Origin of the sequence: Cupriavidus basilensis (genome assembly GCF_000832305.1) — a bacterium.
Classification (GTDB): Bacteria; Pseudomonadota; Gammaproteobacteria; order Burkholderiales; family Burkholderiaceae; genus Cupriavidus; species Cupriavidus basilensis_F.
The window spans coordinates 2,835,724-2,861,772 of sequence record NZ_CP010536.1 but is presented as its reverse complement, the minus strand read 5'-3'; the positions used below and the strand labels follow the sequence as shown (position 1 = coordinate 2,861,772).

The 26,049-nt window shown below is 66.3% G+C and carries 26 protein-coding genes; 21 read left to right on the top strand and 5 right to left on the bottom strand.

What is annotated here, in order from left to right; all coding sequences use genetic code 11:
* Positions 1-73 precede the first annotated feature (73 nt).
* The 13 genes from RR42_RS13285 (at position 74) to RR42_RS13225 (ending at position 12,477) form a co-directional block, all read left to right on the top strand.
* Positions 74-2,374 (top strand): DNA polymerase III subunit gamma/tau, encoded by a 2,301-nt coding sequence (locus RR42_RS13285; RefSeq protein ID WP_043347521.1) that lies wholly within the window; start codon positions 74-76, stop codon positions 2,372-2,374.
* Positions 2,375-2,455: 81 nt separating this feature from the next.
* Complete coding sequence (locus RR42_RS13280) at positions 2,456-2,788, top strand: YbaB/EbfC family nucleoid-associated protein (RefSeq protein ID WP_006157727.1); 333 nt, start codon at positions 2,456-2,458, stop codon at positions 2,786-2,788.
* An 18-nt stretch (positions 2,789-2,806) separates the two neighbouring features.
* Positions 2,807-3,124, top strand: coding sequence for an antibiotic biosynthesis monooxygenase family protein (locus RR42_RS13275; protein ID WP_043347520.1), 318 nt, complete (start codon positions 2,807-2,809; stop codon positions 3,122-3,124).
* Entirely contained in the window at positions 3,121-3,735 is a 615-nt protein-coding gene (gene recR / locus RR42_RS13270) for a recombination mediator RecR (protein WP_043347517.1), read from the top strand. The genes RR42_RS13275 and recR overlap by 4 nt, the downstream gene beginning before the upstream one ends.
* A 52-nt stretch (positions 3,736-3,787) precedes the next feature.
* A complete protein-coding gene (locus tag RR42_RS13265) occupies positions 3,788-4,693 on the top strand; it encodes a LysR family transcriptional regulator (protein ID WP_043347514.1) in 906 nt (301 codons plus the stop codon).
* A gap of 198 nt (positions 4,694-4,891) precedes the next feature.
* Positions 4,892-6,088 carry a CaiB/BaiF CoA transferase family protein gene (locus RR42_RS13260; protein WP_043347511.1) on the top strand — a complete coding sequence of 399 codons (1,197 nt, stop codon included), beginning with the start codon at positions 4,892-4,894 and terminating at the stop codon, positions 6,086-6,088.
* On the top strand, positions 6,085-7,053 hold the full coding sequence (locus RR42_RS13255; RefSeq protein ID WP_043347508.1) for a hydroxymethylglutaryl-CoA lyase: 969 nt from the start codon (positions 6,085-6,087) through the stop codon (positions 7,051-7,053). Before RR42_RS13260 ends, RR42_RS13255 begins: the two co-directional genes overlap by 4 nt.
* Before the next feature lie 134 nt (positions 7,054-7,187).
* On the top strand, positions 7,188-8,225 hold the full coding sequence (locus RR42_RS13250; protein ID WP_082054895.1) for a Bug family tripartite tricarboxylate transporter substrate binding protein: 1,038 nt from the start codon (positions 7,188-7,190) through the stop codon (positions 8,223-8,225).
* Between the two features lie 233 nt (positions 8,226-8,458).
* A complete protein-coding gene (locus RR42_RS13245) occupies positions 8,459-9,505 on the top strand; it encodes an ABC transporter substrate-binding protein (RefSeq protein ID WP_043347505.1) in 1,047 nt (348 codons plus the stop codon).
* A 194-nt stretch (positions 9,506-9,699) separates the two neighbouring features.
* Complete coding sequence (locus RR42_RS13240) at positions 9,700-10,512, top strand: ABC transporter ATP-binding protein (protein ID WP_043347502.1); 813 nt, start codon at positions 9,700-9,702, stop codon at positions 10,510-10,512.
* 63 nt (positions 10,513-10,575) lie between these two features.
* Positions 10,576-11,367 carry an ABC transporter permease gene (locus RR42_RS13235; RefSeq protein ID WP_043347500.1) on the top strand — a complete coding sequence of 264 codons (792 nt, stop codon included), beginning with the start codon at positions 10,576-10,578 and terminating at the stop codon, positions 11,365-11,367.
* A 150-nt stretch (positions 11,368-11,517) separates the two neighbouring features.
* Positions 11,518-11,739 (top strand): hypothetical protein, encoded by a 222-nt coding sequence (locus RR42_RS13230; RefSeq protein ID WP_043347497.1) that lies wholly within the window; start codon positions 11,518-11,520, stop codon positions 11,737-11,739.
* A gap of 9 nt (positions 11,740-11,748) precedes the next feature.
* Positions 11,749-12,477, top strand: coding sequence for a hypothetical protein (locus tag RR42_RS13225; RefSeq protein ID WP_043347494.1), 729 nt, complete (start codon positions 11,749-11,751; stop codon positions 12,475-12,477).
* Between the two features lie 94 nt (positions 12,478-12,571).
* Here the strand turns inward: RR42_RS13225 and RR42_RS13220 are convergent, their stop codons facing one another.
* Positions 12,572-14,026, bottom strand: coding sequence for a sensor histidine kinase (locus RR42_RS13220; protein WP_052494622.1), 1,455 nt, complete (start codon positions 14,024-14,026; stop codon positions 12,572-12,574).
* Positions 14,023-14,721, bottom strand: coding sequence for a response regulator (locus RR42_RS13215; protein ID WP_043347491.1), 699 nt, complete (start codon positions 14,719-14,721; stop codon positions 14,023-14,025). Before RR42_RS13215 ends, RR42_RS13220 begins: the two co-directional genes overlap by 4 nt.
* Before the next feature lie 261 nt (positions 14,722-14,982).
* Here RR42_RS13215 and RR42_RS13210 point away from each other — a divergent pair, with 261 nt between their 5' ends.
* Positions 14,983-16,041: a porin gene (locus RR42_RS13210; RefSeq protein WP_043347487.1), complete on the top strand. Its 1,059-nt coding sequence runs from the start codon at positions 14,983-14,985 to the stop codon at positions 16,039-16,041.
* Between the two features lie 108 nt (positions 16,042-16,149).
* Here RR42_RS13210 and RR42_RS13205 read toward each other — a convergent pair whose 3' ends face one another.
* Positions 16,150-17,124 carry an NADPH:quinone oxidoreductase family protein gene (locus tag RR42_RS13205; protein ID WP_043347483.1) on the bottom strand — a complete coding sequence of 325 codons (975 nt, stop codon included), beginning with the start codon at positions 17,122-17,124 and terminating at the stop codon, positions 16,150-16,152.
* Positions 17,125-17,357: 233 nt separating this feature from the next.
* Between RR42_RS13205 and surE the strand changes: the two genes are divergently transcribed.
* The 5 genes from surE to RR42_RS13180 are packed head-to-tail and all read left to right on the top strand — an operon-like array spanning position 17,358 to position 21,928.
* Complete coding sequence (gene surE, locus RR42_RS13200; protein WP_043347480.1) at positions 17,358-18,110, top strand: 5'/3'-nucleotidase SurE; 753 nt, start codon at positions 17,358-17,360, stop codon at positions 18,108-18,110.
* Between the two features lie 28 nt (positions 18,111-18,138).
* The gene (locus RR42_RS13195) at positions 18,139-19,035 is read left to right on the top strand and encodes a protein-L-isoaspartate(D-aspartate) O-methyltransferase (RefSeq protein WP_043347478.1); all 897 of its coding nucleotides are present in this window, start codon (positions 18,139-18,141) and stop codon (positions 19,033-19,035) included.
* A gap of 8 nt (positions 19,036-19,043) precedes the next feature.
* Complete coding sequence (locus RR42_RS13190) at positions 19,044-19,898, top strand: peptidoglycan DD-metalloendopeptidase family protein (RefSeq protein ID WP_043347476.1); 855 nt, start codon at positions 19,044-19,046, stop codon at positions 19,896-19,898.
* Positions 19,899-19,904: 6 nt separating this feature from the next.
* Positions 19,905-21,083 carry an RNA polymerase sigma factor RpoS gene (gene rpoS / locus RR42_RS13185; RefSeq protein ID WP_043347474.1) on the top strand — a complete coding sequence of 393 codons (1,179 nt, stop codon included), beginning with the start codon at positions 19,905-19,907 and terminating at the stop codon, positions 21,081-21,083.
* Positions 21,080-21,928 (top strand): 3'-5' exonuclease, encoded by an 849-nt coding sequence (locus tag RR42_RS13180; protein WP_043347472.1) that lies wholly within the window; start codon positions 21,080-21,082, stop codon positions 21,926-21,928. The genes rpoS and RR42_RS13180 overlap by 4 nt, the downstream gene beginning before the upstream one ends.
* 21 nt (positions 21,929-21,949) lie before the next feature.
* Here the strand turns inward: RR42_RS13180 and RR42_RS13175 are convergent, their stop codons facing one another.
* A complete protein-coding gene (locus RR42_RS13175; RefSeq protein WP_043347470.1) occupies positions 21,950-22,819 on the bottom strand; it encodes an endonuclease/exonuclease/phosphatase family protein in 870 nt (289 codons plus the stop codon).
* Positions 22,820-23,124: 305 nt separating this feature from the next.
* Here RR42_RS13175 and rlmD point away from each other — a divergent pair, with 305 nt between their 5' ends.
* Positions 23,125-24,453, top strand: coding sequence for a 23S rRNA (uracil(1939)-C(5))-methyltransferase RlmD (rlmD, locus tag RR42_RS13170; protein WP_043352054.1), 1,329 nt, complete (start codon positions 23,125-23,127; stop codon positions 24,451-24,453).
* A 91-nt stretch (positions 24,454-24,544) separates the two neighbouring features.
* Here the strand turns inward: rlmD and RR42_RS13165 are convergent, their stop codons facing one another.
* Positions 24,545-25,246 carry a Bax inhibitor-1/YccA family protein gene (locus RR42_RS13165; protein WP_006157746.1) on the bottom strand — a complete coding sequence of 234 codons (702 nt, stop codon included), beginning with the start codon at positions 25,244-25,246 and terminating at the stop codon, positions 24,545-24,547.
* 339 nt (positions 25,247-25,585) lie between these two features.
* On the opposite strand from RR42_RS13165, the gene ndk reads away from it, so the two are divergent.
* A complete protein-coding gene (ndk, locus tag RR42_RS13160; RefSeq protein ID WP_006157747.1) occupies positions 25,586-26,011 on the top strand; it encodes a nucleoside-diphosphate kinase in 426 nt (141 codons plus the stop codon).
* Positions 26,012-26,049 lie beyond the last annotated feature (38 nt).

Here is a 26,049-nt window from a genome sequence, read left to right as displayed (position 1 = left end):
CACACCTGGCCACCCTGTGAAGCGGGCGTGAATCCCGCCTGAACGACGGCCGCCTTTTGCTACAATCGCCGCCATGAGTTATCAAGTGCTAGCGCGCAAATGGCGCCCCCGGGATTTCACCACGCTGGTCGGCCAGGAGCACGTGGTCCGCGCGCTCACGCACGCGCTGGAACAACAGCGGCTGCACCATGCCTACCTGTTTACCGGCACGCGGGGCGTCGGCAAGACCACGCTGTCCCGGATTCTCGCCAAGGCGCTGAATTGCATCGGGCCGGACGGCACGGGCGACATCACCGCGCAGCCTTGCGGGGTGTGCAAGGCCTGCACCGAGATCGATAGCGGGCGTTTCGTCGACTATATCGAGATGGACGCGGCCTCCAACCGCGGTGTCGATGAAATGGCGTCGCTGCTGGACAAGGCGGTGTACGCACCCACGGCGGGGCGCTTCAAGGTCTACATGATCGACGAAGTGCACATGCTGACCAACCACGCCTTCAACGCCATGCTGAAGACGCTGGAAGAGCCGCCCGCGCACGTCAAATTCATCCTGGCCACCACCGATCCGCAGAAGATCCCGGTCACGGTGTTGTCGCGCTGCCTGCAGTTCAACCTCAAGCAGATGCCGCCGGGCCATATCGTCAGCCACCTCGACCACGTGCTGGGCGAGGAGGGCATCGTGCGCGAGCCCAATGCGCTGCGCCTGCTGGCCCAGGCCGCCCACGGCTCGATGCGCGACGCGCTGTCGCTGACCGACCAGGCCATCGCCTACAGCGCCGGCCAGGTGTCCGAGGCCGCCGTGCGCGGCATGCTGGGCGCGATCGATCAGAGCTACCTGGTGCAGTTGCTGGATGCGCTGGCCGCCGAAGACGGCCCCGCCATGCTGGCGGTAGCGGACGGCATGGCGGATCGCAGCCTGTCGTTTGCCGGCGCCTTGCAGGACCTGGCCTCGCTGCTGCACAAGATCGCGCTGGCGCAGGCGGTGCCGGCCTCGGTCCAGGAAGAGTGGCCGGAAGCCGCCGAAGTGCGCCGCTTTGCCGCAGCCTTCGATGCGCAGGAAGTGCAGCTGTTCTACCAGATCGCCAACCTTGGTCGCAGTGAGCTGGCGCTGGCGCCCGACGAGTACGCGGGCTTCACCATGACGCTGCTGCGCATGCTGGCATTCCGCCCGTCGGCCAGCCCCACGCCTACGGTGGCGCAGGGTGGCGGCCAACCGGCGCCGCGCACGCGCGGAGGCGCTGCGCCGGCGGCACGGGTTGCGGCAGATACGGCCGCAGCCAGCGCCGCCGCGGCGCCTGTTGCTCCGAGCTTGCGTGCGGCCGCGCCGATGCCGGCCGCCGATCCCTCGGCAGCGCAGGCACAACAACCCGCGCCGGCAGCACCCGCAAGGACGCTGAGCCCGGCTCCGGCAGCCGTCGCGCCGGCAACCGCTCCCGCCAGCGCGGCACCGATGTCGCCGGCCCGTGCCGCGCTGGCCGCGGCGCGCCTGGCCTCCGCCGCGCGCGCAGGGGGCAGCCCGCGCATGCCGCCGCCTGCCGCTGCCCCTGCTGCGCCGGCCGCGCGCCCGCCCTCGGCCCATCCCTTGCGTCCGCCCGGCCCACCCGTTGCGGTGTCGAGGCCGGCGGCCCCGGTGCCTGCCGCTCAGGCCACAGCCCCGGCGCGCCGGGAGCCTGTGCCTGCACGGCAAGCCGCCTCGGATGCGCGCGATGTCCGCGACAGCGGCCCGAGCGACGACGTCCCGCCGTGGGAACACGCAGGCAGCAGCGACGTACCGCCCTGGGAAGACCTCCCGCCCGACCTGCCCGTGATCGGGCCATACGACAGCGATCCCGAGCCGATGCCGTCGCGCCAGGCCGCGCTCCGGCGCGAACCTGCCCCGCGCGCCGCGCCGCCCGCCCCCGCCCCCGCTGCCGTGCAAGCTGCTCCGGCCGAGCCGGTGGCTCCGGTGCGGCTCACGCCGCCCAAGCCGCCGGCGGCCGGCGAAGATGGCACGCCGCCGGTGTTCACCGGCGCGTGGCCGGCACTGGCTGCCAGCCTGCCGCTCAAGGGCCTTGCGCAGCAACTGGCCTACCAGAGCGAGCTTGTCCAGGTCGTGGGCCGTACCTTCCACCTGCGCGCGCCGGTGGCGCCCATTACCGAGGCCGGCGTCGTCGAACGCCTGCAGCAGACGCTGGCCGAGCACCTCGGCGCCGAAGTGCGGGTGCAGTGCGAGATTGGCGCGGTGGCCGATACCGCCGCCGCCGCGGATGCGCAGGCGCGCGCCGAGCGCCAGCGCGAAGCGGAGGCCACCATCGAGGGGGATCCCTTCGTGCAGGGTCTGCTGCGCGAGTTCGGTGGCACGATCCTGGAGGGATCGATCCAGCCGCGCGCTGCCTGACCTCTTGTTTCGCCAGGCCGCCGGCGCCCATGACGCGCGGCGGCCCGTAACTTCTATCCAAACGCTAATCAGGAGCACTCCATGATGAAGGGCCAACTGGCCGGGCTGATGAAGCAAGCCCAGCAGATGCAGGAAAACATGAAGAAGATGCAGGAGCAGCTTGCCCTGATCGAGGTCGAGGGCCAGTCCGGCGCCGGCCTGGTCAAGGTGGTGATGACCTGCAAGAACGACGTCAAGCGCGTCTCCATCGACCCCAGCCTGCTCGCCGAAGGTGAAGACAAGGAACTGCTGGAAGACCTGGTCGCCGCTGCGTTCAACGACGCCGTGCGCAAGGCCGAGGCCACCTCGCAGGAAAAGATGGGCTCGATGACCTCCGGCCTGCCGTTGCCCCCGGGCTTCAAGCTGCCGTTCTGAGCCTGACACGGAGCCCGCATGATTCTCGAATCCGCAGTGCTGCCGGTGCGCCCCGGCCAGGAAGCCGCCTTTGAAGCGGCCTTCGGGCAGGCGCGTCATATCATCGCGGGCATGCCGGGCTTTCTTGGGCTTGAGTTGCATCGCGGCATCGAGCAGCCATCGGAGTACCTGCTGACAGTGCGCTGGCGCACGCTGGAAGACCACACCGAGGGTTTTCGCGGCTCGCCGGAATACCAGCAGTGGAAAGCCTTGCTGCATCATTTCTATGAGCCGTTTCCCGCCGTGCTGCATCACTTGCCGGTGGTGAGCATGACTGCATCCGGGGGGGCGGCATGAAGGGTGCGCCCCCGACCTCGCTGCAGGCGCTGATCGAGGCGCTGCGGGTCTTGCCGGGCGTGGGGCCGAAGTCCGCCCAGCGCATGGCTTACCACCTGCTGCAGCACGACCGCGAGGGTGCCCGCAAGCTGGGCGACGCCTTGCGCGGTGCGGCCGACGGCATCAAGCATTGTTCGCGCTGCAATACCTTCACCGAGCAGGAAATCTGCTCGACCTGCCTAGACGAGCGGCGCGACGCCTCGCTGCTGTGCGTGGTGGAGACGCCGTCCGACCAGATCATGATCGAGCAGACGCTGACCTACCGCGGCCAGTATTTTGTGCTGATGGGCCGGCTCTCGCCGCTTGACGGCATCGGCCCGCGCGAAATCCACCTGGACCGGTTGCTGGCGCGCGCCACCGACCCCGCCATGGGCGGCCCGGTGACGGAGGTGATCGTCGCCACCAATTTCACGAGCGAAGGCGAGGCCACGGCGCACTATGTTGGCGAGATGCTGAAAGCGCGCGGCCTCAAGGTGTCGCGCCTGGCGCGCGGCGTGCCAGTGGGCGGCGAGCTCGAGTACGTCGATGCCGGCACCATTGCCCGCGCGGTGATGGACCGGCGCACGGTGTAGCCGTGCCCGATCGCATTGCCATGCCCGGGTCCGTGCGCAGGGCCGCAACCGCATGAATCTCGCCCGTTTCGACCTTGTCACGCTTGGCCTGTTCGTGGCCGTGGCCCGCCAGGGCAGCATTTCCGCCGGCGCGCGCCAGTCTCACCTGGCGGTGGCGGCTGCCAGCAAGCGCATTTCCGACCTGGAGGCCGCCGTTGGCGCGCCGCTGTTCTTTCGCCATGCGGCCGGGGTGCAGCTGACCGAGGCCGGGCAGGCCTGCTTCCATCATGCGCTGACCATCCTGCAGGACGTGGAGCGCATGGCCGGCGTGATGTCGGACTACGCCAGCGGCGTGCGCGGCCAGGTGCGTGTGTGCGCCAATACCTCGGCCATCACGCAGTTCCTGCCCGACGACCTGGCGACCTTCATGGCGCTGCATCCCACCATCCGCATCGAGCTCGAAGAGCAGAACAGCAGCGAGATCGTGGCCGCGCTGGTGGAAAACCGCGCGGACGTGGGCATCTTTGCCGACCGCACGCCCAGCGCGGGCCTGGTCACGGTGGAGTACCGGCAGGACGAACTGGTGCTGGTTACGCCGCCGGGCCATCCGCTGTCCGAGCGCGGACCCGTGCGCTATGCGGACACGCTGGAGTATGACTTCGTCAGTTTGCCGCAGGTCACCTCGCTGGCGGCTCGCTTGCTGGAGGAAAGCAGCCGGCTGGACCGGCCTTTCCGCTTGCGCATCCAGGTGCGCAGCTTCGACGCCATGTGCCGCATGGTGATGGCTGGGTTGGGCGTGGGTGTGCTGCCGCGCATCGCGGCCGAGCCGCATGTGCAGTCGATGGGTTTGTCGCTGGTGGGGCTGCAAGATGCGTGGGCCCGCCGCACGCTGCTGATCGGCATGCGTGACCCCGCGGGGCTGACGGTGTCCGCGCGGCTGCTCATCACCCATCTCTGCGGCGACCGCGCGCCGTTCTGAAGCCCTGGCGGGCTTTGTCGTGGCTCGGTCGGGGCTTTCGCGTTCCGAGAAGGCCCGCTTCTCCGAATGCCGATTCCGCCAGCCGCCCGGCTGGGGCACACTGCGTCGAAACAAGGCGCGCTGCCAGCTGCGCCTGCCGCGGCGCTTCCCAACGGCATGCGCCTGCTGTAACCCACACCGCACGGAGACACCCCCGCCATGGCGCGACAGATCCTTGAAGGCATTCGGGTCCTCGAACTCGGGCAACTGATTGCCGGCCCCTTCGCCGCCAAGACCCTCGCCGATTTCGGCGCCCACGTGGTCAAGGTGGAGCCGCCCGGACACGGCGACCCGCTGCGCAAATGGCGCATGCTTTACGAGGACACCTCCGTCTGGTGGGAAGCGCAATCGCGCAACAAGCAATCCATCTGCATCGACCTGCGCAATCCGGAGGGGCAGGCCGTGGTGCGCAAGCTGGCCGCCGAGGCTGACGTGCTGATCGAGAACTTCCGTCCGGGCACCATGGAAAAATGGGGCCTGGGCTATGAAGCGCTGCGCGCGGAAAACCCCGGCCTGATCATGGTGCGCGTGTCCGGCTACGGCCAGACCGGCCCGAAGAAGGACGAGCCGGGCTTTGCGGCGGTGGCCGAGGCCATGGGCGGCCTGCGCTACCTCACGGGCGAGCCGGGCCGTGCCCCGGTGCGCGCCGGCCTGTCGCTAGGCGACACCATTGCTGGGCTGCATGGCGCGCTCGGCGTGCTGCTGGCGCTGTACGAGCGCGATGCGCGCGGCGGTGAAGGGCAGGTGATCGACGTGGCGCTGTACGAGTCGCTGTTCAACCTGAGCGAAAGCCTGCTGCCGGAGTATTCGGCGTTTGGTGCCGTGCGCCAGCCGGCTGGCGGCGCCTTGCCTGGCATCGCGCCGTCCAACGCCTATCCCTGCGCCAGTGGCGAGTACGTGCTGGTGGCCGCCAACGGAGACGCCATTTTCAAGCGCCTGATGCACGCGATCGGCCGCGCCGACCTGGGCGACGACCCGGCGCTCGCGCGCAACGACGGCCGCGTGAAACGCGTCGACGAGATCGATGCCGCCATCACCGCGTGGACCCGCACGCAAAGCGTGGAAGACGCGCTGGTGGTGCTCAAGCAGGCCGAAGTGCCATCCGGGCGCATCTACACCGTCAAGGACATCTCGGAAGACCCGCACTACCGTGCGCGCGGCGTGATCGAGAGCGTGACCGCGGCCAGCGGCCTGAGCGTCGAAGTGCCGGGCATCATCCCCAAGCTTTCGGCCAGCCCAGGCGCCATCCACGACCGTGCGCCCACGCTGGGCGAACACACGGACAGCGTGCTGGCGGCGGCCGGCTTCGACGCTGCCACCATCGCTGACATGCGCGCACGCGGGGTGGTGGCATGAACGCGTCATCCATGCTGCGCGGCCCGGCCCGCATCGAGATCAACGAAGTCGCACCGCGCGACGGCCTGCAGATCGAGCCGGCCGTGGTGCCGACCGATGCCAAGGTCGCCTTCCTCGACGCCTTGTCCGCCTGTGGCTTTGCACGCATCGAAGCCACGTCGTTTACCTCGGCCAAGGCCATCCCCGCGTTGGCCGATGCCGAGGCGGTCATGCTCCGCATGCAGCGCGGCGCGGGCGTGCGCTACACCGCGCTGGTGCCGAACCTGCGCGGCCTGGAGCGCGCGTTGTCGTGCCGGCCCGATGAGCTCAACCTGGTGATGTCGGCCAGCGAGACGCATAACCGCGCCAACCTGCGCATGACGCGCGCCCAGTCGCAAGCGCAGTTGCTGGCCATGGTCGAGGCGGCTAACGCGGCAGGTGTGCCGGTCAATGTTTCGCTGTCCACCGTGTTCGGCTGCCCCTTCGAGGGCGAGGTCGATGCCGATGCCGTGATGGCGCTGGCCGAGTCCTTCGCCCATGCCGGCGCGGCCGGTATCACGCTGTGCGACACCACCGGCATGGCGTATCCCACGCAGGTGGCGGCGCTGTGCGAGCGTTTCCAGCGAAGCCTGCCGCAGGCGGGCCTCACCATTCACCTGCACAACACCCGCGGCATGGGCCTGGCCAACGCGCTGGCCGCCTGGCAGACAGGCGTGACCCGCTTCGACGCCGCCGCCGGCGGTCTCGGCGGTTGCCCCTTTGCGCCCGGCGCCAGCGGCAACGTCAGCACCGAAGAGCTGGTGCATATGTTCGATGCCATGGGCGTGGACACCGGCGTGGACCTGGCGCGCCTGCTCGACGTGGTGGCGGGCTTGCCCGCGTTGGTCCAGCGTGACACCGACAGCCAGTTGCTGCGCGCGGGCACGCGCCTGCGCACGCACCAGGCGCCGGCCTGGCTGGCCGAGCATTTCGTCGGGCAGGGCTGACACCGGGGCTGATGCCAGGGCTGACAGCGGGCCCGCCGCAAGAATCCCGAAAGACGGGTGCGCACCGCACGGCGAGAGCTGGCGGGCGCTGAACAGAAAACCAAAATCAACAAGCACCAAGCAGGAGACACTTCATGCCTCGCAATCCGGCATCCGCCATCGCACGTCCCCAATCGTTCCAGTGTGCATCCGGCGCGCGCCGCAAGACGCTCGCCGCCGCCGTGGCGCTGGCTGCCGCCGGCCTGGCCGGCACCGCCGCATGGGCGCAGGACGGCGCCTACCCGACGCGCCCGGTCACGTTGGTGGTGTCCGCCGCTGCCGGCGGCACGACCGACCTGGCCGCGCGCATGATCTCCGAGCCCCTGTCCAAGGCCCTCGGGCAGCCGGTGGTAGTGGACAACCGCCCCGGTGGCTCGGGCGGCATTGCCGCGCAGACGGTGGCGCGCGCCAAGCCGGATGGCTACACCCTGATGGTGCAGTACTCGGGCTACCAGGTCATCTCGCCGCTGCTGGTGAAGAACGCGTGGGACCCTGTGAAGGATTTCTCCCCGGTCGCCAACATCCTCTCGGCGCCGCAGGTGCTGGTGGTGCGCCCGAGCTTGCCGGTGAAGACGCTCAAGGAACTGGTGGCCTATGCCAAGGCCAACCCCGACAAGCTCAACTACGCGTCGTCGGGCAACGGCTCGCTGCAGCATGTTTCCACCGAATTGCTGAACCAGATGGCCGGCATCCGGATCACCCATGTCCCATACAAAGGCACCGGCCCGGCCATGACCGACCTGCTGGGCGGTTCGGTGGATCTCACCATCACCACGCCGCCGCCCCTGATGGGGCATATCGCGGGCGGCAAGCTGCGAGCGCTGGTGGTCACCAGCAAGCAGCGCCTGCCCAGCCTGAAGGACGTTCCCTCCGCGCCGGAAGCGGGCTACCCCGATCTCGATGTGTCGTCCTGGTTCGCCATGTACGCGCCGGCCGGCACGCCCAAGCCGATCATCGACAAGCTCGCCGGCGAGATCGAGCGCATCATGCAGACCGAGGCTTTCCGCAAGAAGGCTGAGGAGCTCGGCGCCGAGGCGAAGTTCATGGGCCCGCAGCAACTCGCGACCTATCAGCGCAACGAGCTGGTCCGCTGGGCCAAGGTCATCAAGGCGGCCGACATCCACGCGGAATGATGCCTGCGCCCAGGGCGCAGACAGTAAGCCGGCCGAAAGGCTCGCACTGTATCTTCGATGCCCACACGCTGGCGCGGACGCCGGCGTGGCATAGGTGTTGATCCCGATGCGGCCCTTTGCGGCATCGGCTAGCATCGCAGCTTGCCGCTGCGCGGCACTACGCAAGCCGTAGCACATGCGGCATGCATCAGCGCGAGACGTGCAGTTGACGGGTAATCAGGTAGGAGAGAAAAATGTATAACAAGAAATTCTGGAAGCAGGCGCTGCTCGCGCTGGCGCTGTTCCTTGCGGGCTGGTTCACCTTTGGCGGCTACGCCCAGGCACAGGGCAAGCCCGAGAAGACCAAGGTCACCATCGCCGTGGGCGGCAAGAACCTGTTCTATTACCTGCCGCTGACCATTGCCGAGCGCCTCGGCTACTTCAAGGATGAAGGGCTCGACGTCGAGATCGTCGACTTCGCCGGCGGTGCCAAGGCGCTGCAGGCCGTGGTGGGCGGCAGCGCCGATGTGGTTTCCGGCGCCTACGAGCACACTATCAACCTGCAGGCCAAGGGCCAGCAGTACCAGGAATTCGTGCTGCAGGGCCGCGCCCCGCAGATCGTGCTGGTGGTCTCCAACAAGACCATGCCCAACTTCAAGTCGGTGGCCGATCTCAAGGGCAAGAAGATCGGCGTGACCGCGCCGGGCTCCTCCACCAACATGATGGCCAACTTCGTGCTGGCAAAAGCCGGCCTGAAGGCATCGGACGTCTCCTTCATCGGTGTCGGCGCCAGCGCTGGCGCGGTGGCGGCCATGCGCTCCGGCCAGATCGACGCGATGGCCAACCTCGATCCGGTGGTGTCGATGCTGACCCAGAAGAACGAAGTGCACATCGCCTCTGACACCCGCACGCTGAAGGACACCCAGGCTGTCTTCGGCGGCAATATGCCGTCGGGTTGTCTGTACGCGTCCACCGCCTTTATCCAGCAGAACCCGAACACCACGCAGGCCATGACCAACGCCATGGTGCGCGCGCTCAAGTGGCTGCAGAAGGCAGGCCCGTCGGACATCGTCAAGACCGTGCCGGAAAGCTACCTGCTGGGCGACCGCGCGCTGTACCTGTCCGCCTGGGAAAAGGTCAAGGAAGCCATCTCGCCGGACGGCACCATGCCGGCCGACGGTCCCAAGACCGCGCTCAACACGTTGCAACAGTTCGACCCGGACCTGAAGGGCAAGGCCATCAAGCTGGAAAACACCTTCACCAACACCTTCGTGCAGAAGGCGAACGCCAAGTACAAGTAAGGCATCGCCTGCGCCCCGGGTGCCGGCGGCCCGCTGCGTGCAGCGGGCCTTTGCATTGGCGCTTGCCGATGCCATCCATGGCATCCGGCGCGCCGTCCTGAACCTGTTCCCACGTCATTACTATCGCGCGGAGCCAGCGTGCCTGCATTCGCACCCGTTGCGCCATTCAGCACCGTATCCGCCAAGAGCCTGCCATGAGCACTCCCGCACTTTCCCTCGACAACGTCACCTGCACCTTCGTCTCCCGCGACGACCGTAGCCAGCGCTATACCGCCGTCAAGGAGACCACCCTGGACATCCAGCCCGGCGAGTTCGTCTCCGTGGTGGGGCCGACCGGCTGCGGCAAGTCCACCTTGCTGAATGTGGGGGCCGGCTTGCTGCAGCCTTCGATCGGCGAGGTACGGGTGTTCGGCGAGCCGCTGCGCGGCATCAACACCCGCGCCGGCTACATGTTCCAGGCCGAGGCCCTGATGCCGTGGCGCAGCGCGCTCGACAACGTCATTGCCGGGCTTGAGTTCCGCGGCATGGCGCGTGCCCAAGCGCAGCGGGAGGGCGAGGCCTGGCTGCGCCGCGTCGGCCTGGGCGGGTTTGGCGACCGCTATCCGCACCAGCTCTCCGGCGGCATGCGCAAGCGCGTGAGCCTGGCCCAGACGCTGATACTGGATCCGGACATCATCCTGATGGACGAGCCATTCTCCGCGCTCGACATCCAGACCCGCCAGTTGATGGAAAACGAGGTGCTGGAGTTGTGGGCGGCCAAGCGCAAGGCAGTACTGTTCATCACCCACGATCTTGACGAGGCCATCGCCATGAGCGATCGCGTGGTGGTGCTGTCGGCCGGTCCCGGCACGCACCCGATCGGCGAGTTCGCCATCGATCTGCCGCGTCCGCGCGACGTGGCCGAGATCCGCAACCATCCCCGCTTCATCGAGCTGCACGCGGCCATCTGGGACGTGCTGCGCGAGGAAGTCCTCAAGGGCTACGCGCAGCAGCGCAAAGTGGCCTGAGATGGCACGGCGCGCTTCGTTCCCATTCAATCCGGTCTGATTTCAATTCGAGTTTCGATTCCCATGGCTTTCCGTCCCGACTCCAAGGGCATGCTGCGATTCTGGCAGCTGCTCGTCCTCGTTGTGATCCTCGGTGCCTGGCATGCCGCCACGCGCTCGCAGCAGGTCGCCTTCTTCTTCGGTGAGCCGCTGATGGTGGCCCAGCGCATCTGGAACTGGTTCGTGGTCGAGCGCGACATCTACGTCCACCTCGGCGTGACCCTGATCGAGACGCTGCTGGCCTTCGGCATCGGCACGGCCGCGGGCCTCGGCGTTGGACTGTGGCTGGCGCTCAGCCCGCTCACCTCGGCCATCCTCGACCCCTATATCAAGGCGATGAACTCGATGCCGCGCGTGATCCTGGCGCCGATTTTCGCCGTCTGGTTTGGCCTGGGCATCTGGTCAAAGGTGGCGCTGGCAGTGACGCTGGTGTTCTTCATCGTGTTCTTCAACGTCTACCAGGGCGTCAAGGAAGTCAGCCCCGTGGTGCTGGCCAATGTGCGCATGCTGGGCGCGAACCGCAAGCAGCTGCTGCGCCATGTCTACCTGCCGAGCGCGACCAGCTGGGTATTTTCCTCATTGCATACGTCAGTTGGCCTGGCCTTCGTGGGCGCGGTGGTGGGCGAGTACCTGGGCTCGGCGCGTGGCGTCGGCTACCTGATCCTGCAGGCCGAGGGCACCTTCGACATCAACACCGTGTTTGCGGGCATCGTGGTGCTGACCGCGGCGGCGCTGATGCTGGATACGCTGGTCGGCAGCGTAGAGAAGCGGCTGATGAAGTGGCAGCCCAAGAGCGGGGAGACCGAGCGGCTGTAAGCCAGCTGTCGGCCTGGAGTCCGGACGATGGCGAGAGCGAGCCGGAGCACGGTGGAAGTTGGTTGAAATTATTGTTTTACAATAATATTTGTTTGTAAAGCAATCATTTCTACATAGAATCACGGCTTGCTCATCGTCGCCGGAGTTGCCATGCATCCCCCTGTTTCCTCACGCATCGTCGGTGTCAGCCAGCGCCTGGCTGCGCTGAGCCTGCTGGTGGTGGTCATGCTGTTGCTCAACGCTGCCAGTTGGCTGGTGCCGGTGGTTGCGCGCCCCGGTGGCCTTCGCTTTGGCCTGAGCGAGCGGATCGTGTCGCGGCTTGCGCTGGACCTGGTCAGCGACCTGGAGCAGGAACACCGCCAGTTCGTCTAAACCAGCGTGATGCCCAATGCTGAGCGCGGCGCGCACGCCACGCGCCGCCGGCAGTGGCTGATCGTGGTGGCACTGGTGCTGGTGGCGCATGGGCTGGTGCTGGGTCCTGTGCCCTGGCCGGCACGGCAGGCCTCGCTCTCGTTGCCTCGGCAGGGCGAGCAGGACCGGCGGGCCATGCAGTGGGTGGCTGTGTTGCCGTTCACCAGGCCGCCCACGCCCGCTGCCACCGCCAAGCCCGCTGCATCCTCCCGCAAGTCGCAGGCCTTGTCTGCGCCTCGGCCTGAGCGCGCGTCCGCTGTTGCGGATCGCGCCGCGCTGGCAACAAGGCCTGGCCGGGAGCCGGTCGCAGCGATGGCTTTGCCGCCCGGGGCGGGCGCACCTTTCAACCGTTCGAGCGCGGCCGGTGTGCCCATGCTGCCGCTGGCACCGATGCGTTCCGCAGATCCGGCATCTGCCAACAGCGTGGCGCGGGACAATATCGCCCGCAGTCGTCAGCGGGGCGAGGCCGTTTTCGAGCGCGCTGCCTCTGACGCGATGGCCTCGCCTGCGCAGCGGCTTGCCGCGGGCGTGGCCGCGGCCGCGCAGGGCGAAGCGCTTGTCGAGTCTCAGGTGGGCACGAATCGCACCGCGCGCGTGCGCAGCGCGGCAGGGACTTACTGCTTGCGCATGAAGGATCCAAGCCTGAAGGTCGATCCGTTTCGACAGGAGCTGGCGCTGCCGGCCAATTGCCCGCCTTAGAGGCCATTTCAAAAAGATCCTGGCGTCGTTGCGCAGCCTTGGCCGATCCAGTTGCACTGTCTGCGGCCGCGCGCCTGGCCAGAACCGCTTCGCTTCATTTTGAAACCTCTTGATGGTTCCGCCAGCTTTGGCGCGACGCGAGCCCGGCCCCGGCGCCCGCCACCGCGGTCACCGCAAAGCGCACGCTGACGGTCAGGCCGCCGCCGGGGGTATCCTCAAGCGCTACCGTGGCGCCATGGGCGCGCGCGATCTGGCGCACGATCGGCAGGCCCAGGCCGCTGCCGTCCTGCTCCGAGGTGGATTCGCCGCGATAGAAGCGCTGGAATACCTTGTCGCGTTCGCCGGCGGCAACGCCCGGGCCGCTATCCACCACTTGCAACAACGGCTGGTTCTCCGGACCCGCCACGCGGACCGTCACCTGCGCGCCGGGGCCGGCATAGCGGATCGCGTTATCCACGAGGTTGCCGGTCAACTCCCACAGCAGTTCCGCTTGCCCCAAGACTTGCACCGGCGCATCGGCTTCGAAGCCCAGGTCGACCTGGCCGGCCCGCGCCACCGGTGTCCATTCGAGGGCCACGTCCCTGGCCAGCGTATCTAGGCGCAAAGGCAGCAATGCCGGCGCGTAGCCGCTGTCCGGTTCCAGGCGCGATAGCGAAAGCAGTTGCTGCACGCCCTTGGCGGCGTGGCGCACGGTATCGTGCAGCGGCCTTACGTGGCGAAGGATGCGGTCGCCATCGCGCTCGCGCAGCGCCAGTTCCGACTGCGCCTGCATGATGGCCAACGGGGTCTTCAACTGGTGGGCGGCATCGGCAAAGAAGCGCTTGCGGGCCAGCAACATGCGATGCAGGCGTGCGACGTACTGGTTGATTGCCTCGACCAGGGGCTTCATTTCGGCGGGCAGGTCTTTTTGCTCCAGCGGCGCCAGGTCGTCGGCGCCGCGTTCGGCCACCGCGGCGCTGAGCCGGTGCAGTGGCCGCAGGCCGCGCCGCACGCCGAACCACACGATGCCCAGCGCCAGCGTGACCAGTACCATTTCCTGTTGCAGCGAGCCGGCCAGGATCTCGTGCGCCAGCGACTGGCGCGGCTCGATGGTCTCGCCGACCAGCACCCAGACCAGCCGCGCCTGCCCCGACGGCATGTCGCGCACCGGCAGCGGCTGCGCTGCCATGCGCACCGGCTCGCCGCGGAAAACGGCGTCGTAGAAGACGGTCTTGTAGAGCGGCTGCTTTGGCGCGGCCGGCATCGGCAGGTCGTCGTAGCCGGTCAGCGTGGCGCCGTGCTCGTCGCGAATCACATAGTAGATCCGGCTGCCGGCCTCGGACTCGAAGATTTCCAGCGCCAGGTAAGGCACGTCGATGGCGAGGCGGCCCTCATGCAGGCGGATGCCTTCGCGCATCGATTTGAGCGAGGCTTCCAGCGTGCGGTCGAACGCCACGTGGGCGGCGTCCATCGCACGGTGATAGGTCATCCATGCGTCCATTGCCAGCAGGGCGAGCAACGGCAGCAGCAGCCAGAGTGACAGTTGCAGGCGCAGGTTCGGGACTCTCATCGGGCAGCCGGCGTGGCCATGTTCGCTTGCGCGCCGGCATCGAGCAGGTAGCCCAGCCCGCGCAGGGTCACGATGGCCACGCCGCTGCCTTCGAGCTTCTTGCGCAGGCGGTGCACGTAGATTTCGATGGCGTCCGGGTTGACCGATTCGTCGATGCCGAAAATCTTCTCCGACATGGCTTCCTTGTTGACAGCGCGTCCGTCGCGCAGCATCAGCACCTCAAGCACGGCGCGCTCGCGCCGGGTCAGCGCCAGGGGCTCGCCGCCCAGCACGAAGGCGCGGCTGACGCCGTCATAGCACAGCGGGCCACATTGCAGTTGCGTGCTCTCGTGACCAAAGCTGCGGCGTATCAGCGCGCGCGCGCGGGCCTCCAGCTCAGACAGGTCGAACGGCTTGGACAGGTAGTCGTCCGCACCAAGGTTGAGCCCCTTCACACGGTCTTCGACCGAGCCGTGCGCGGTCAGGATCAGCACGGGCATGGCATTGCGCCGTTGCCGCAGGCGCCGCAGCACCTCCAGGCCATCGAGCTTGGGCAAGCCCAGGTCGAGGATGACCAGCGCGTAGTCCTGGGTCGAGAGCAGGTGATCGGCTGCGCGGCCATCGTGCATACAGTCCACGGCGAAGCCCGCCTGGCTGAGCGCCTCGACCAGGGCATTCGCCAGCATCACATTGTCTTCAACGAGCAGGATTCGCATTCTCTTGGCGGGCAGGGCGCCCAGGTGAAATCGGTAAAAGCGGGGAGGGCCGCGAACGCGGGCCGCGCTGAGAAATACAGGTATCCGGCCCGACTTTGAAACTAGGGAAACCCCCAACCCCGAACGCGGGCGCGGCGATGAAATCCGTCGAATTTCGAAAGCGAACTGAAAGTGCGCCTGCCATACCATGCGTGCCATCCCGGGCGCCTGCCCGGACATCACCACAACAATCACACGTCACAAATCACAAGAGGAGACAGCATGAAGCTGAAATCGATCGCGCTGGCGGCAGTCGGCATGAGCCTGGCCGGTGGCGCTGCGGCGCAATCCAGCGTGACCCTGTACGGCATCATGGATGCCGGCATCGAATACACCAGCCATGCCGGCCCGAATGGTTCCGTGCTCAAGATGACCTCGGGCGGCAAGAACACATCGCGCTGGGGCATGCGCGGCAGCGAGGACCTTGGTGGTGGGCTCAAGGCACTGTTCCAGCTGGAGAGCGGCATCGCCATCGATACAGGCCGGCTGGATTCCGACGGCACGCTGTTCGATCGGCGCGCCATTGTTGGCTTGTCCGGCAAGTACGGCCAGGTGGTACTGGGCCGCACCTTCACCACCACCTACGATTTCATGCTGCCGTTCGACCCGATGGGCTACGCGCCGAATTACTCGTGGGCGACCTCGGCGACCGCTACCGGCGACCGCAAGGATGGCCTGTTCTCGCGCGCGTCCAACGCGATCCGCTACGACGGCACTTTTGGTGGCGTGAAGCTGGGCGCCACGGTGGCACTGGGCGAAGTGGCCGGCAGCTTCAAGCGTTCGTCCAAGTACGATCTCGGCGTGGGCTACAGTGCCGGCGGCTTTGCCGCGGCCGCCACCTGGGACCGCCAGAACGGCGCAGGCACCAGCACCACGCCCGCCGATGTCACGGACTACATTCAGGGCATCCACGCTGGCGCCAGCTATGACTTCGGCGACCTGAAGCTTTACGCGGGCTACCGCAACTACAAGCGGACCTTCACCACGGCAGCCGCGTCTCACCGCAGCGATATGTACTGGGGCGGCGCGTCGTATGACTTCACGCCGGCGTTCACGTTGTATGGCGCGGTCTACAAGCAGAATATCAAGGGCGGCAGCGATGCCGATCCGATCCTGTTCTCGATGCGCGCGCAGTACGCGCTGTCAAAGCGCACCACGGCTTACCTGTCGGGCGGCTATGCCAAGGCGCGCAACGGGCAGAATGTGAGCTTGTCCCGGGACTTCATCGGCTATGCAAACAATCAGGTGGGGGTGACCGCCGGCTTGCAGCATCGCTTCTGATGCGCGCGGTGGTGGTTGCGTGAAACGCCTCTGAGCAAAAAAAAAGCGCCTGGTGCTACGGCCCCAGGCGCTTTTTCTGCCCCTGCACGGCGCCAGAGGCGCGCAACGTCAGGGCACGATGACGATCTTGCCGGTGACCTTGCGGGCTTCCATGTCCTTCAGGGCTTGCGGCGCCTGCTCCAGCGGGTAGCGCGCGGAGATATGCGGGCGGATCTTGCCCTCCTTCATCCAGCCCAGCATCTGCGCCATGTTGGCTTGGTTGGCCTTGGGCTCGCGCCGCGCGAAGTCACCCCAGAACACGCCCACCAGCGAGGCCCCCTTGAGCAGCGCCAGGTTCAGCGGGAGCTTGGGGATTTCGCCATTGGCGAAGCCCACCACCAGGTAGCGGCCGCGCCAGCCGATCGAGCGGAAAGCCGGCTCAGCGTAGATGCCGCCGACCGGGTCATAGATCACGTCGGGGCCGCGGCCATCGGTCAGCGCCTTCACGCGTTCGCGCAGGTCTTCGGTGCTGTAGTTGATCAGCGCATCGGCGCCATGGTCCTTGCAGACCGCGAGCTTTTCGTCGGTGGAGGCGGCAGCGATCACGCGCGCGCCGATGGCCTTGCCGATTTCGATGGCCGCCAGGCCCACGCCGCCAGCAGCGCCGAGTACCAGCATGGTCTGGCCCGCCTTGAGCTCACCGCGGTCGATCACCGCGTGGTGCGAGGTGCCGTAGGTGAGGGTGAAGGCCGCGGCGGTCTCGAAGTCGATGCCCGGCGGCATCGGCACCACGGCGGCAGCGGGGGCCTTGGCCTGCGAGGCGAACGCGCCGTTGCCCAGGTAGGCGATGACATTGTCGCCGGGTTTGACGTGCGTCACGCCCTCGCCCACCGCGTTGACCACGCCGGCCAGTTCCGAGCCGGGTGAGAAGGGCAGTTGCGGCTTGGCCTGGTATTTGTTCTGGATGATGAGGACGTCGGGGAAATTCACGCCAGCCGCCTTCACGTCGATGACGACTTCGCCCGCGCCGGGCACCAGGTCAGGCAGGGTTTCGAGCACCAGCGAATCAGGCGGGCCCCAGGCTTTGCAAAGTACGGCTTTCATCATGTCTCCGGTGATATGTTCGATGCCCGGCAGAAGACGGCGCAAAAGGGTGCATGCGCGGTGCACGCGTGGTCCATGCCAGTTGCGCCAGGCAGGCCCGGGCAAGTGTAGCGCAAAAATAGCACGATCGTTCTGTTACAAGCTGGCGAGGCGCCGGCGGGTACTGGTTTTGCGGCAGGATTTGCACTGCGGACAGGCCGCTTGCGGCAGCCTTGTCAGGTACAATCCCGGCCATGCATATCCTCCTCGCAAACGATGACGGTTACCTGGCGCCGGGGCTAGCCGCGCTACATGCCGCGCTGGCGCCGCTGGCGCGCATCACGGTGATTGCACCCGAGCAAAATCACAGCGGTGCTTCCAACTCGCTGACCTTGCAGCGGCCACTGTCCATCTATGAAGCCCGGGAGGGCGTGCAGAAAGGGTTCCGCTTCGTCAACGGCACGCCGACCGATTGCGTGCATATCGCGCTGACCGGCCTGCTGGACGAGAAACCCGACCTGGTGGTGTCCGGCATCAACCAGGGCCAGAACATGGGCGAGGACGTACTGTATTCCGGTACCGTCGCCGCCGCCATCGAGGGCTTCCTGCTCGGCATTCCCTCAATCGCCTTTTCGCAGGTGGACAAGGGCTGGACCCATCTTGACGCCGCCGCGCGCGTGGCACGCGACATCGTCGAGCGCTATATCGCCAGGCCCTCGGCCGAGCCGTTCCTGCTCAACGTCAATATTCCCAGCCTGCCGTTTGAACACCTCAAAGGCTACCGTGCCACCCGGCTCGGCAAGCGCCATCCGTCCCAGCCGGTGATCACGCAGGTCAACCCGCGCGGCGATACCAACTATTGGATCGGCCCCGCCGGCGACGCGCGCGATGCGAGCGAGGGCACGGATTTCCATGCCACGGGCGAAGGCTTCGTGTCGCTGACCCCTTTGCAGCTGGACCTGACTCATCGCGGGCAGCTCGAGCAGATCAACCAGTGGCTGGCATAAGCTCTTGCCCGCGTAGTAGCCGGCCGTCATGAGTTCCGTCCCGCGTCGCCCAAAATTTCCCCTGTCGCTGGACGCGGTGGTCGAGCGCAAGCCCGCGCCGGCGCGTACCGCTGGCATGCCTGCCGTGGGCGGCGCGCGCGGCGCGGCGATGGCCGCCAAATCGCGCGCGGCCAAGGCGCCTGCTGCGCCCACCCCGGCAGCGAGCGCCGTGCAGGCGCGCGCCAGTGCCGCCACGGCGGGCGGTGGCGGCATGGCCTCGGAACGCGCGCGTGGCGCGCTGGCGGCGCGGCTGCGCGCGGCCGGCATCCGCGACGACCGCGTGCTCGACGCGATTGCCACCATCCCGCGCCACCTGTTTGTCGAGCCCGGCCTGTCGTCGCAGGCGTATGAAGATGCGGCGTTGCCGATCGGCCACCAGCAGACCATCTCCAAACCGTCGGTGGTGGCTCGCATGATCGAGCTGCTGCGCGATGGGCTCGGCGCGGATGAGCCGCTGGAGCGTGTGCTGGAAATCGGCACCGGCTGCGGCTATCAGGCGGCCGTGCTGAGCCTGGTGGCGCGGGAAGTGTTCTCCATCGAGCGGATTCGTCCGCTGCACGAACAAGCCAAGGCGAACTTGCGGCCGCTGCGGGTGCCAAACCTGCGCCTGCATTATGGCGATGGCATGCTGGGTTTACCCCAGGCTGCGCCGTTTTCGTCGATTATCCTGGCGGCAGCCGGCATGGAGGTGCCTCAGGCATTGCTGGAGCAGCTTGCCATCGGCGGGCGGCTGATCGCGCCAGTGGCGGTGCCTCCCTCCGCCGGCGGGCCAGGGCAGACCGTCACGCAGCAATTATTGTTGATCGAGCGGCGTAACCGGCATCGATTTCACCGGACCGCGCTTGAAGCCGTTTTCTTTGTGCCATTAAAATCGGGCACTATCTGAGTCGAACTATGCACAATATCGTGAACACGGAACGTTTCGCCCGCGCCGGGCAGTTCGCTACCGCCTCCTTGCTGCTGGCCTTGCTGGCCGCCTGCGCCTCCTCGCCCATGCCGGCGCCCGTGGTGGATCGCACCTCCGGAGCCGGCGTCGCCGGTGTCGTCCCGCTGGAGCCCGCGCCGCCTGGGTACTATCGCGTCAAGCGAGGCGATACGCTTTATCGAATCGCGCTCGAGAACGGCCAGTCCTATCGCGATGTCGCGGCCTGGAATTCGCTGGCCAACGCCAACCAGATCGAAGTGGGTCAATTGTTGCGTGTGGCGCCTCCTGGTGCCGACGTCAACGCGGGCACCGGCGTAGCCACCATGCCGGTGACGCCGGGCGGCGTGCAGGGTCAGCCGATCGACCAGGCGCGTCCTGTGCCCACGCCGGTTCCGCCGACAGCCACGGCTGGCGGGGCTTCCACGCCCGTGGCGGCGGCCTCCGCGCCGGCCGCCGACGGCTCGGTCAAGCTGGCTTGGCCGGTCACCGGCCAGTTGATCGGGCGTTTCGACGAAAAAGGCAACAAGGGCATCGATATTGCCGGCAAAAAGGGCGATCCGGTGCAAGCAGCCGACGATGGCCGCGTGATTCACGTTGGCCCCTTGCGCGGCTACGGGAATCTTGTCATCATCAAACACAACGATACATATCTCACTGCGTACGGCCACAACGACAAGGTGCTGGTGACGGAGCAGGCAACGGTCCGCAAGGGACAAAAGATTGCAGAGATGGGTAACAGTGACACCGATCGTGTGAAGCTGCATTTCGAGGTACGCAAGAACGGGAAACCAGTCGATCCGATGCGGTATCTGCCGCCACAGTGAGGGTTCATGCCACGCCAGAAAACTGTCTCCACCGGAAGCACCAGCCGCGCTCGGCATCCCAAGCAGCCGGAGTTGCCGCAGTCCACTGGCGTGGCGCAAGCCGATGCCGATGCAGATTCCGAGGCCTACGGCCAGGACCCGGCCGCCGATCTGGTGCCGCTTACCGATGAGCCCATCACCACGGGTACGGCGGTCGGCCTGCGCGAGGCCGACCTGATGGTCGAGGAAGTCGAGCGCCAGGCCCGCGACGAGGACGAAGAAGAGTCCGAGGACGAAGAAGAGGGCGAGGCCGCAGCCGAGCCCGCCGCGCCCGATCACGACGACTTCCGCACCGTGCTGCACACCGAACTGGCAGCCGACACCGTCCAGCACTACCTGAATCGCATCAGCATCAAGCCGCTGCTGTCCGCGCCGGAGGAACTGCATTTTTCCACCCTGGCCAAGGGCGGCGATTTCTCGGCGCGGCAGGTCATGATCGAGCGCAACCTGCGGCTGGTGGTCAGCATCGCCAAGGGCTATCTCAATCGCGGCGTGCCGCTGCTGGACCTGATCGAGGAAGGCAATCTCGGCCTGATGCACGCCATCGAGAAATTCGACCCCTCCCGCGGATTCCGTTTCTCGACCTACGCCACATGGTGGATCCGCCAGAGCATCGAGCGCGCCATCATGAACCAGGCGCGCACCGTGCGCCTGCCGGTCCACGTCATCCGCGAACTCAACCAGGTGCTGCGCGCCAAGCGTCATCTGGAGAAGGGCGGCACCGACGGCCGCGATGCCAGCCTGGAAGACATTGCCCACCTGCTGGGCAAGACCCCTGACGAAATACAAGACGTGCTCGCGCTCAACGAGCACACCACCTCGCTCGACACGCCATTCGATCTCGATCCCGGATCCAGCCTGCTTGATTTCCTCTCGGACGAGCACAACGCCGCGCCCGACCAGGAAGTCGCTCATCGCGAGCTGGAAAACCTGATGAAACAATGGTTGGCGCGTTTGTCCGAAAAGCACCGCTATGTTGTCGAGCGCCGCTTCGGGCTTAATCACATCGAGCCGGCCACGCTGGAAGAACTTGCCGAGGAAATGGGGCTGACGCGCGAGCGTGTGCGCCAGATCCAGCAAGAGGCGCTGGTCAAGCTCAAACGCCATTTTGCTTCGCAAGGCGTGCGCAAGGACGCTGTTCTATGACACCTGTGCTGGTATTCGACATCGAGACGATTCCCGATGTCGATGGTTTGCGTCGTCTGCACGACCATCCCGATTCCATGACCGATGCCGAGGTCGCCGAACATGCTTTCGCGGCCCGCCGCGAGAAAAACGGCACCGATTTCCTGCCACACTACCTGCAGCGCATCGCGGCCATTTCCTGCGTGCTGCGCCGCAACCAGCGCGACGGCACTCCGGTTTTTCACGTGGGCTCGCTTGGCACGCTGGAAGATGGCGAGGCGGTGCTGATCCAGAAGTTCTATGACCTGGTGGCGCGCTATTCGCCCCAGATGGTGTCGTGGAACGGTGGCGGCTTCGACCTGCCCGTGCTGCATTACCGCGGGCTGGTGCATGGCATCGTGGCGCCGCGCTACTGGGAAATGGGCGAGGGCAGCGAGTCCGACAGCCGCGAATTCAAGTGGAACAACTACATCAGTCGTTACCACATGCGGCACCTGGACCTGATGGACCTGCTGGCGATGTACCAGCCGCGTGCCAGTGCACCGCTGGACGATCTCGCCAAGCTGTGCGGCTTTCCCGGCAAGATGGGCATGGACGGCAGCAAGGTCTGGCGGGCCTACCAGGATGGCCAGCTGCCCGCGATCCGCGATTACTGCGAGACCGACGTCGTCAATACTTACCTGGTGTACTGCCGCTTTCAGTTGATGCGCGGCGGCCTGACGCCGAAGCAGTTCGATACCGAAATCGAATTCGTGCAGGAGTCGCTCGCCGAGTTGCCGGGCTCCCAGTGGATCCCGTACCTCCAGGCTTTCCGCGTCAAGCCGGTGTATGCCGGCGGCGATGACGACGAAGAACCGGAAATCTAAGCGCCCCTGCGTTACAGGCCCTTATTCGTCCGCCAGCGACAGGTAGATCGGCTGGTGGTCGGATGCCCGAGTTTCGCCATCCACCTCGCAGCACAGCACGCGCGGCAGCAGGTCCTCCGTCAGGAATGCGAAGTCACAGGCAAACGGCGCCTGCGGCCATTGCTCCCTGTCATACAAGGCGCAAGTTGGCGCGTGGGGCTTGCCGGGGTGGGTATGCGTCCAGGCGTCGTGCCAGCCGATGATGCCGGTTTCGTGGCAACCGTCGTATGGCGCCAACATGCGCAGGTAAGCAATATCGTCCGGCGCGCCGTTGAAATCGCCACACAGCACGGCGGAAGCGGGCCGCGCTTCGGGCGTGAAGGGGCCGGGGCCGCTCTCGCGCAGGCCGGGTTGGCTGGCGTGCTCGCATGCCTCGCGGTGCCAGGCGCGCAGCGCGTCGGTCTGGGCAGCGCGCTGATGCGTCGAGTAATACTCCAGGTGGGTGCAGATCACACGCAGGCGACGCTCTCCCGCCATTACCGTCGCTTCCAGCGCCACGCGCGGCATCGACGGGACGGTCGGATCGGCGGGCCAGGGCAGGGCGTGGCGAAACACTTCGAGCAAGGGCAGGCGGGTGGCCATGAGATTGCCGAACTGGCGTGGCGCGCCGTCCATGGTGAAACGGTCCACCGCTGGCGCGTAGAGGATCCGGTAGCCGGGCAACAGCGCCGTCAGCTCGGCCACCTGGTCGGACCCAGGCTCGCCTGCGAGCTCGGAGTAGCCGCGCGTTACCTCCTGCAGGCAGATGACATCGGCGTCGGCGATCGCGTGCAGCGTCCTGACGGTGCGGGCCAGGTCGACGCGCCCGTCGGCGCCACGACCCCACTGGATGTTCCAGGAAATCAGTTCCATGTCGCCCCCTGCTCGGTTGCCGCGGCGCGCGGTGCCGGTGTTCTGTGCCGGGAGTGCCACGCGCGTGCTGCACCCATGTTGCGCCTATCTCGCGCGCTTGTCCTGGTCTTCATGCCGCCGGACTTGCCACAGGGCCGCCCGGCTGTGCGTCTGGACTACAATCGCGCTTTTACAAAACAATACGTCAGGTTCCCCAGGTGTCTCAAGCCGTGACTCTTTCGCAAGCCCATTCTGCGCCGGAAGGTGGCGCTTTCGCCTCTCCGGGCGTACCCGCACCGGTCAAGCCTGTGCCCGTGCAGTTGCCCATCGTGCAGATCCACAGCCTCGATATGGAGGCGCGCGGCGTTGGCCGGCTGGTCAATGAGGACGGCAGCCCGGGCAAGGTGATTTTTGTCGAGGGCGCACTGCCGGGCGAGACCGTCAGTTACAGCAGCTTCAAGCGCAAGGCCAGCTTCGAGCAGGCCAACCTGGGCATGATCAAGAAGGCCTCGCCGATGCGTGTGAAGCCGGGTTGCGAGTATTTTGGCGTTTGCGGCGGTTGTTCGATGCAACACCTGGACGCACGCGCGCAGGTGGCCATCAAGCAACGCGTGCTGGAAGACGATCTCTGGCACTTGTCGAAGCTGCACCCGGATGTGGTGTTCCGCCCGATCGCCGGCCCTGACTGGGGCTACCGGTATCGGGCGCGCCTGACAGTGCGCTACGTGGCAAAGAAGGGTGTGGCGCTGGTCGGCTTCCATGAGCGCAAAAGCAGCTATGTGGCCGATATGACGAGCTGCAAAGTCCTGCCGCCGCACGTATCGGACCTGCTGGTGCCGCTGCGGGAATTGATCACGGGTTTGTCGATCCGCGACCGCCTGCCGCAGGTCGAGCTGGCGGTGGGGCAGGATGTGACGGTGCTGGTGCTGCGCATCCTGATGCCGCTGACCGAGCACGACGAGGCCTTGCTGCGCGCCTTTGCGGACCAGCACGGCGTGCAGTTCTGGCTTCAGCCCAAGGGCCCGGACACCGTGGTGCCGTTCTACCCGCTGGACCGCGAACTGGCCTACACGCTGCCGGAATTCAGTATCCGGATGCCGTTCAAGCCGACCGACTTTACCCAGGTCAACCACCAGATCAACCGCGCGCTGATCGGCCGGGCGCTGCGCCTGCTGGACGTCCAGCCGGATGACCGGCTGCTCGACCTGTTCTGCGGCATTGGCAATTTCACGCTGCCGCTGGCCACGCGCGGCCGCTCGGTGATGGGCATCGAAGGCAGCGAGGTCCTGACCACCCGGGCACTGGCCAATGCGGCCATCAACGGGTTGGACCACAAAACCGAATTCGCCTGCAGGAACCTCTTCGAGGTGGGGGCGCAAGACATCGCCGCGCTGGGCCGTTTCGACCGCTGGCTGATTGACCCGCCGCGCGAAGGTGCGCTGGCCGTCAGCAAGGCGCTCGGTGAACTGGCCCAGGCTGGCAGCGACGTGCTGCCCAAACGCATCGTCTACGTCTCGTGCAATCCGGCCACGCTGGCGCGCGACGCCGGCGTGCTGGTGCACGAGGCCGGCTACCGGCTTTCCGGTGCTGGCGTGGTCAACATGTTCCCGCACACCTCGCACGTGGAATCGATCGCGGTGTTCGACCGCGGTTGAGTGGCTGAGGAAGGCGGCCACGGCAAAAAAAAAGGCCAGCGCGGATGCGCTGGCCTTTTTAGTCCGGGGCAGGGCGGCCGCGCCGCCCGCCTTAGTCGCGGTTGCCGCCGAAAATGCCCAGCAGCGCCAGCAGGTTGGCGAAGACGTTGTACACGTCCAGGTAGATCGCCAGCGTTGCCGTGATGTAGTTGGTCTCGCCGCCGTTCAGCACGCGCTGCACGTCAAAGAGGATGTAAGCGGAGAAGATGCCGATGGCGATCACCGAAACCGTGATCATCAGCGACGGCAGTTGCAGCCAGATGTTGGCGACGCTGGCCAGGATCAGCAGGATCACGCCGACGAACAGGAATTTGCTCAGCCCGGAGAAATCGCGCTTGCTGACGGTAGCGATGGTGGCCATGGCGCCGAACACCGCCGCTGTGCCGCCAAAGGCATACATGATCAGTGCCGGGCCATTGGAAAACTGCAGCACCGACCCGATCAGGCGGGACAGCATCAGCCCCATGAAGAAGGTGAAGGCCAGCAGCAGGACCACGCCCATGCTGCTGTTCTTGGTTTTCTCGATGGCGTAGAAGAAGCCGAACGCGATGCCCAGGAACAGGATCATCGACAGGCCGGGGCTGCCTTTCATCAGGCTGAAGCCCGTGGTGACGCCGATCCACGCACCGATGACGGTGGGAATCATCGAAATGGCAAGCAACCAGTAGGTGTTGCGCATGACCCGATTGCGCACCACGACGTCGCTCGTCGCGGTGCCGCTGCCGAAACTGTATGTGTTCAGCTTGTTATCCATGGTGACTCCTGTCTCAAAACGGTGAGGCGCCGGGGTAACCCAGGCGGGCACAACGCCAATGTGGCATCGCAGTAACGGAATTGCAAGGGTTGGGGAAACGCATCAGCCACATTTTTGCAAAATCCGCGCTGCCAGCGATGATTGGATCGCAACCGGCCTCCTGCGTTCCCTGTATGTGGTGCGTCACTTTAAGTGATCTTTGGGTTGCTTCTTTGTGCGTGTCGTGCCTTGGCTGACTCCCGGGAACCTGCAGCCAGGGGCCTTCTCGAAACCATAACCGTCTCGTGCTAGAATTGCACGTTTACTTGAATTGTAACCCCTTCATTTTTTGGAGTTTTTATGGCGATCGAACGCACCCTGTCGATTATCAAGCCGGATGCCGTGGCAAAGAATGTCATCGGCCAGATTTACGCTCGTTTCGAGGCCGCAGGCCTGAAGATCGTGGCAGCCAAGATGGTTCACCTGTCGCGCGGTGAAGCCGAGCAATTCTACGCAGTGCACGCTGCGCGCCCGTTCTTCAAGGACCTGGTGGACTTCATGGTTTCCGGCCCGGTCATCATCCAGGCACTGGAAGGCGAAAACGCCATCGCCAAGCATCGCGACCTGATGGGCGCAACCGACCCGAAGAAGGCAGAAGCCGGCACGATCCGCGCTGACTTCGCTGACAGCATCGACGCCAACGCCGTTCACGGCTCGGACGCAGCGGAAACCGCTGCCGTCGAAATTGCTTTCTTCTTCCCCGGCATGAACGTTTACAGCCGCTGATTGTCTGGTCTATTCCACCAGACTAGACTGCCATAGAA

Bases quoted from the DNA above. Each gene is read 5' to 3' on its own strand.
- RR42_RS13285 (WP_043347521.1), top strand. From the start codon at position 74: ATGAGTTATCAAGTGCTAGCGCGCAAATGGCGCCCCCGGGATTTCACC.
- RR42_RS13280 (WP_006157727.1), top strand. From the start codon at position 2,456: ATGATGAAGGGCCAACTGGCCGGGCTGATGAAGCAAGCCCAGCAGATG.
- RR42_RS13275 (WP_043347520.1), top strand. From the start codon at position 2,807: ATGATTCTCGAATCCGCAGTGCTGCCGGTGCGCCCCGGCCAGGAAGCC.
- recR (WP_043347517.1), top strand. From the start codon at position 3,121: ATGAAGGGTGCGCCCCCGACCTCGCTGCAGGCGCTGATCGAGGCGCTG.
- RR42_RS13265 (WP_043347514.1), top strand. From the start codon at position 3,788: ATGAATCTCGCCCGTTTCGACCTTGTCACGCTTGGCCTGTTCGTGGCC.
- RR42_RS13260 (WP_043347511.1), top strand. From the start codon at position 4,892: ATGGCGCGACAGATCCTTGAAGGCATTCGGGTCCTCGAACTCGGGCAA.
- RR42_RS13255 (WP_043347508.1), top strand. From the start codon at position 6,085: ATGAACGCGTCATCCATGCTGCGCGGCCCGGCCCGCATCGAGATCAAC.
- RR42_RS13250 (WP_082054895.1), top strand. From the start codon at position 7,188: ATGCCTCGCAATCCGGCATCCGCCATCGCACGTCCCCAATCGTTCCAG.
- RR42_RS13245 (WP_043347505.1), top strand. From the start codon at position 8,459: ATGTATAACAAGAAATTCTGGAAGCAGGCGCTGCTCGCGCTGGCGCTG.
- RR42_RS13240 (WP_043347502.1), top strand. From the start codon at position 9,700: ATGAGCACTCCCGCACTTTCCCTCGACAACGTCACCTGCACCTTCGTC.
- RR42_RS13235 (WP_043347500.1), top strand. From the start codon at position 10,576: ATGGCTTTCCGTCCCGACTCCAAGGGCATGCTGCGATTCTGGCAGCTG.
- RR42_RS13230 (WP_043347497.1), top strand. From the start codon at position 11,518: ATGCATCCCCCTGTTTCCTCACGCATCGTCGGTGTCAGCCAGCGCCTG.
- RR42_RS13225 (WP_043347494.1), top strand. From the start codon at position 11,749: ATGCCCAATGCTGAGCGCGGCGCGCACGCCACGCGCCGCCGGCAGTGG.
- RR42_RS13220 (WP_052494622.1), bottom strand. From the start codon at position 14,026: ATGAGAGTCCCGAACCTGCGCCTGCAACTGTCACTCTGGCTGCTGCTG.
- RR42_RS13215 (WP_043347491.1), bottom strand. From the start codon at position 14,721: ATGCGAATCCTGCTCGTTGAAGACAATGTGATGCTGGCGAATGCCCTG.
- RR42_RS13210 (WP_043347487.1), top strand. From the start codon at position 14,983: ATGAAGCTGAAATCGATCGCGCTGGCGGCAGTCGGCATGAGCCTGGCC.
- RR42_RS13205 (WP_043347483.1), bottom strand. From the start codon at position 17,124: ATGAAAGCCGTACTTTGCAAAGCCTGGGGCCCGCCTGATTCGCTGGTG.
- surE (WP_043347480.1), top strand. From the start codon at position 17,358: ATGCATATCCTCCTCGCAAACGATGACGGTTACCTGGCGCCGGGGCTA.
- RR42_RS13195 (WP_043347478.1), top strand. From the start codon at position 18,139: ATGAGTTCCGTCCCGCGTCGCCCAAAATTTCCCCTGTCGCTGGACGCG.
- RR42_RS13190 (WP_043347476.1), top strand. From the start codon at position 19,044: ATGCACAATATCGTGAACACGGAACGTTTCGCCCGCGCCGGGCAGTTC.
- rpoS (WP_043347474.1), top strand. From the start codon at position 19,905: ATGCCACGCCAGAAAACTGTCTCCACCGGAAGCACCAGCCGCGCTCGG.
- RR42_RS13180 (WP_043347472.1), top strand. From the start codon at position 21,080: ATGACACCTGTGCTGGTATTCGACATCGAGACGATTCCCGATGTCGAT.
- RR42_RS13175 (WP_043347470.1), bottom strand. From the start codon at position 22,819: ATGGAACTGATTTCCTGGAACATCCAGTGGGGTCGTGGCGCCGACGGG.
- RR42_RS13165 (WP_006157746.1), bottom strand. From the start codon at position 25,246: ATGGATAACAAGCTGAACACATACAGTTTCGGCAGCGGCACCGCGACG.
- ndk (WP_006157747.1), top strand. From the start codon at position 25,586: ATGGCGATCGAACGCACCCTGTCGATTATCAAGCCGGATGCCGTGGCA.